This is a genomic window from Moorena sp. SIO3I8 (assembly GCF_010692325.1).
Classification (GTDB): domain Bacteria; phylum Cyanobacteriota; class Cyanobacteriia; order Cyanobacteriales; family Coleofasciculaceae; genus Moorena.
Genome location: NZ_JAAHHW010000229.1, coordinates 1 through 4,615, shown reverse-complemented (window position 1 = coordinate 4,615; position 4,615 = coordinate 1). Strand labels below are relative to the sequence as shown.

Annotated in this window: 2 protein-coding genes and 2 pseudogenes; 1 reads left to right on the top strand and 3 read right to left on the bottom strand. The window is 43.2% G+C overall.

Features of this window, described 5'->3' with window-relative positions:
- Positions 1-186: 186 nt before the first annotated feature.
- Positions 187-1,491, top strand: a pseudogene (locus F6K51_RS35340) (transposase); the annotation flags it as partial.
- A gap of 416 nt (positions 1,492-1,907) precedes the next feature.
- Here F6K51_RS35340 and F6K51_RS35335 read toward each other — a convergent pair.
- From F6K51_RS35335 to F6K51_RS35325, 3 genes and pseudogenes are all read right to left on the bottom strand, one after another.
- A complete protein-coding gene (locus F6K51_RS35335) occupies positions 1,908-2,993 on the bottom strand; it encodes a family 10 glycosylhydrolase (RefSeq protein ID WP_293030316.1) in 1,086 nt (361 codons plus the stop codon).
- A 270-nt stretch (positions 2,994-3,263) separates the two neighbouring features.
- The gene (locus tag F6K51_RS35330; protein WP_293030313.1) at positions 3,264-4,400 is read right to left on the bottom strand and encodes a citrate synthase; all 1,137 of its coding nucleotides are present in this window, start codon (positions 4,398-4,400) and stop codon (positions 3,264-3,266) included.
- A gap of 69 nt (positions 4,401-4,469) precedes the next feature.
- A pseudogene (locus F6K51_RS35325) lies at positions 4,470-4,615 on the bottom strand (HNH endonuclease); the annotation flags it as partial.

The window sequence follows — 4,615 nt, the reverse complement described above, 5'->3', positions numbered from 1 at the left end:
AAGCTTCTTCATGGCAAAAAGAAAACCAAGCAGAAGGCTTGAAGTAAGGCTTGAGCCGGATGATGGGTAACTGTCAAGTCCGGTTCTTAGGGGAGGGGAGTAGAGTAATCTACAAACCTTACCCGACTTCATGCACGGTTCTGAAGCGGAGGTGCGGGGTTCAATAGCCCCCATCGACCGTAACGGCTTAACCCGACCGCCGAACAGCGTCTACTGCTCGGTGAAACGGTAAAAGTCTATCGTCGTGCTTGCAGGTACTTGGTTGGTATTATTGACACTCATTGGTCTGAACTTGGGGAATTAACAACGGATCAGCTAACTCCTGCTGTCGAAAAATTAATGCACCAGACAGCTAAACGCCCCAATGTTAAATATCCTCAGTTCAATAAAGTCTTTTATAAATTTCCTAGCTATTTACGTCGTGCTGCGATCGCGTTTTCTGCTGGTCAGGTCAGTAGTTTTGTTACTCGTTATCGGGAGTGGCAGTCTGGTATCCGAAACAGAAAATACGCTAAGCCTCCAAGATTAAATGCAGATACTGGTTGCTACCCTTCTCTTTACAAGGGTCAATGCTACAAGTTACACGGTTTTGACCGCGTAGAAATCAAAGTGTTTAACGGCTCTGACTGGGTTTGGACAGCTGTTCAGATCACTGGATTAAGGGAGCGGCATCAGGTAGCCACCAATAAAATGATGTCCCCTTCGTTAGTGTTTAACCAAAGGTATTGTTACCTCTGTGTTCCATTTGCTTGTAAGCCAGAAAAGCGCAAACCAGAAAGGAACGTAACAGCCGTCGATTTAGGAATTAATACGACAGCAACAATAGCAGTTGTAGCCCATGACGGCACTGTAATCCATCGTGATTTTATTCATCCTGGGAGAGACATAGACCGTCGGGACAAACGACTAAAATCCGTATCTATGCGGGCATCTAAAACCATGGGTAAAGGCGGAAGACTTCACAAAGGATTCTGTTCTAAGACCTATGAGAAATGCCGAAGAATCAATCACCAAATAGGTCATATCGTTTCTAAGCGAATCGTTGAGATTGCTGAAAAGTTCAATTCTGAAGCCATTGTCTTCGAAAATCTGAAAGGTTGGAAACCAAAAGGCGGGAGAAAGAGATCTAATCTACGACAAAGATTTCATGGTTGGCTTAAAGCGAAAATTCGCAATTTCACCGAAATGAAATGGGCTGAATTGGGCGGTAAAGTGATTGAGGTTGTAGCAGCATACACCTCAAAACTTGCCTATGATGGTTCAGGTACGGTTAAGCGTGATTCAAGAAATTATGCTCTAGCCACTTTTCCTTCAGGTAAGCGCTTCAATGCAGACTTAAACGGTGCTTACAATATCGGGGCTAGGGGGGCACTTAAACTCGTTCGCAGAAATGGCAACGAGGATCGTTCCAGTAAAAATTCTGGACGATCGCCTAGAAGCTGGGCGTGCCTGTGTGATCTATGGGCTAGGGGTAGCTCTAGATTAGCATAGGACACCACCACCTCGGCGTTAGCCAGGTGGTGGAAGCTTCATAGCAATAACTGCAAACACTCCCCAAATCATGGGTATCGTTAGTCGGGTTAGCTGGGAGCTCACCTTCCCTTCAATCAGGTTTTGCTTCATGGTAGGGCATAGCTTAATTAAACTTAATAAAATTTAACTAAATTTAATTGGTTTTGAGGATTTATCTATAGACAAGGCAAGAGGATAAAGAGGATTAATGGGTTAAAACAGGTCAGTTAAGTAAATCGTTTCGCCTCATCTATAGTGTTTCTGATAGCTATGAGGTACAGAAATTTTTTTTCCTTATTACCTATTCCCTATTCCCTATTCCCTATTCCCTGTTCCCTGTTCCCTGTTCCCTGTTCCCTTTTACCTTTGCTATAGCTGACTGCTTAAACTAATAGTTACAAAAAATTTATAAGGTTAAAAAAAAGCTTCTTTATGCTCAAGTAAGTTTTAACAAATGCTTCTTTGTGCTCTGGTTTTAGACGACGAAATGGACTATAGGTAGATTCCCAGCAGAAAAGAGAATAACCATAACCAGAGTTTTCGGCTATTTTTATCTGCTTGTTGAGTTCATTTATAGGCTTAGGGCGATAGAATTCTCCACTGTAGATACCTACCGCTACCGGAACATAATAACTAGCTTCTCGTAAACCCGAAGATCTTAGAGTATTGATTACTTCTTGGCTGGTCTTGCGATAAATTTGGACAATCACTTCATCAATCAAGCCTTGGCGGATCCAATACAACCAATTTTGAGAGTATTTTCTGTAGGAAAAACTTGGGGAATTGGGAGAAAGAGATATAATTAAATTAGGGTTAATTTTTTTAACCGCTTGGTAAATTTTACGGGTTAATTCCGTCATCACTCTGGCGTGATTTCCAAATTGAGTTGGAATGCCCCAATGATCGTCTAGTTGAATACCATAGAGGTTGGGATAGTTCTTAGCCACTTCAGTAAATAAATTAATGAAGTACTGTTGAACATCTGGGTGGTTTGGATTTAGCCACAGATGTTGATCGATAGCTTTTTCTCCTGTTGACGTCTTCAGGAGCCAATTGGGATGCTGCTTAGCAAATTTTGAATTAAGATGAAGCATCATGCCATGCTCATACCAAGCATAGATTTTTAAGCCTTGACGTTCACCTTCTTTGATAGCGGCTTTTAGGGGGTCGGTGAAGGGTAAGGTAATCCAGTTATTTTTGAGGGAATAGTTACTAGGATAGGTAGTTCCACCATTATAAACATCAACGTAAATTCGATTAAAATTCAGACCAGATAACTCGTGAAATACATTGTCGGTTTGTCCTGTATAGGATAGAAAGTTGTTACCAACATGAGTTACCCAAATTCCTTGAATTTTATTGGTGGTTTTTGGGGTATGGTGAGGGGCAGGAATGATAGTGTTAAATCCTACCAATAGCACCACTCCTATTAATATCCAAATTATAAATTTATTGAATTTTTTGGTTAATGGAAATTTCATTAGTTACTTGGTAATTGGTAATTGGTAATTATTATTTTCCTAGGCATATGCGCACTTATCACAGGCTAGAAGCCTGTGCCACGCACGCTACGCGAACAGCTATCAGCACTCAGCTGTCAGCTTTTAAAAGGAGGAAAACTAGGTATAAAAACTTAGGCATTTGGCCGAGGGAGCCGAGTACATGATTATTCGTGGGACTTCCCTCAAGAATCACCAACGCCCAAATGACCAATGACCAATGACCAATGACTAACGACTAATGACTAACGACTAACGAGCTTCCATAGGAATATAGGGAGCATCGTGAGTGCCAGTGTAGACTTGAGTAGGTCTAAAAATTCGATTGACGGCTAGCTGTTCCTTCCAGTGAGCTAGCCAACCTGCAACCCGTGCGATCGCAAACACTGGTGTAAACAAGTCACTCGGAATACCCAGCTTCCGGTAAACTAAGCCGGAATAGAAATCCACATTGGGATAAATCCCCTTGTGACCCAGTTTTTCCTCCACTGCTTTCTCCAACTCCAAAGCAATGTCGTAGTACTTGTCTGTGCCAGATTCCTTAAACAGTTGTTCCGCTAAGTTCTGAAGTATAGTTGCTCGCGGGTCTTTTACCTTATAGACTCGGTGACCGCAACCCATAATTTTTTCTTTGCGCTGCAAGCGCTCCTCCAAGTAAGGGTGGACATTCTCCACTGAGCCGATGGTTTCCAACATGGTAATCACTTCTTCATTCGCCCCTCCGTGTAACGGACCAGCTAGAGTTCCCACCGCTGATGCCACTACTGCATAGGGGTCAGTAAGAGTAGAAGCAGTCACCAGAGCCGAAAAAGTAGAGGCATTGATAGTATGTTCGGCATGGAGTGTCAGGCAAACATCAAAGACATGAGCCTCTAGGGGAGTGGGCTCTTCCTCATTGAGCATATACAGAAAGTTAGCTGCATAGCCAAGATCATCCCGAGGGCGTACTGGATCGTCCCCTTTGCGCATCTGTTTAAATGCTGCTACCATGGTAGGTATCTTAGCCAAAAGGCGAACCACAGCTCCCCGAATGTATTGTGGATTGTCTAAAGCCCGCTTGGAGTAAAACAGACCCAAAGCAGCAGCAGAGGCTTGTAGAGCATCCATCGGATGACCAGTTTCTGGAAAACATTTCATCATGTCCCGGATGCTGTACTTGATCCGTCGGTGGAGGCGAACGTCCTCCTGGAATTCATAAAGTTCGTTCTTAGTAGGTAGCTCACCCCAAATCAGTAGATACGCGGCTTCTAGGAAAGTACTGTTTGATGCGAGTTCTTCGATCCTAATGCCACGATACTCTAGTATTCCCTTCTGCCCATCAACGTAGCTGATACTGGATTGAGCTGCTGGAATGCCTTCTAAACCTGGCTGGTACTCGCAAGCTATCATCTGTCCGCCTCCCTGGAGACTCCCGCTATAATCTTTGATTTAGCGGTGAGAGGAAAGGGAGGACAGGGTTTAAATTGTATAGGCATAACCATCCTTTTTGTGAATTGGCTGACAATATTTATGACTAATTCCTTGAATCAATCCGTTAGCAGTTGAAATATTGAATGACCCGGTTTTGCGAGTGGCAACCCGTCCAATATAAGTTCCGATTTTTA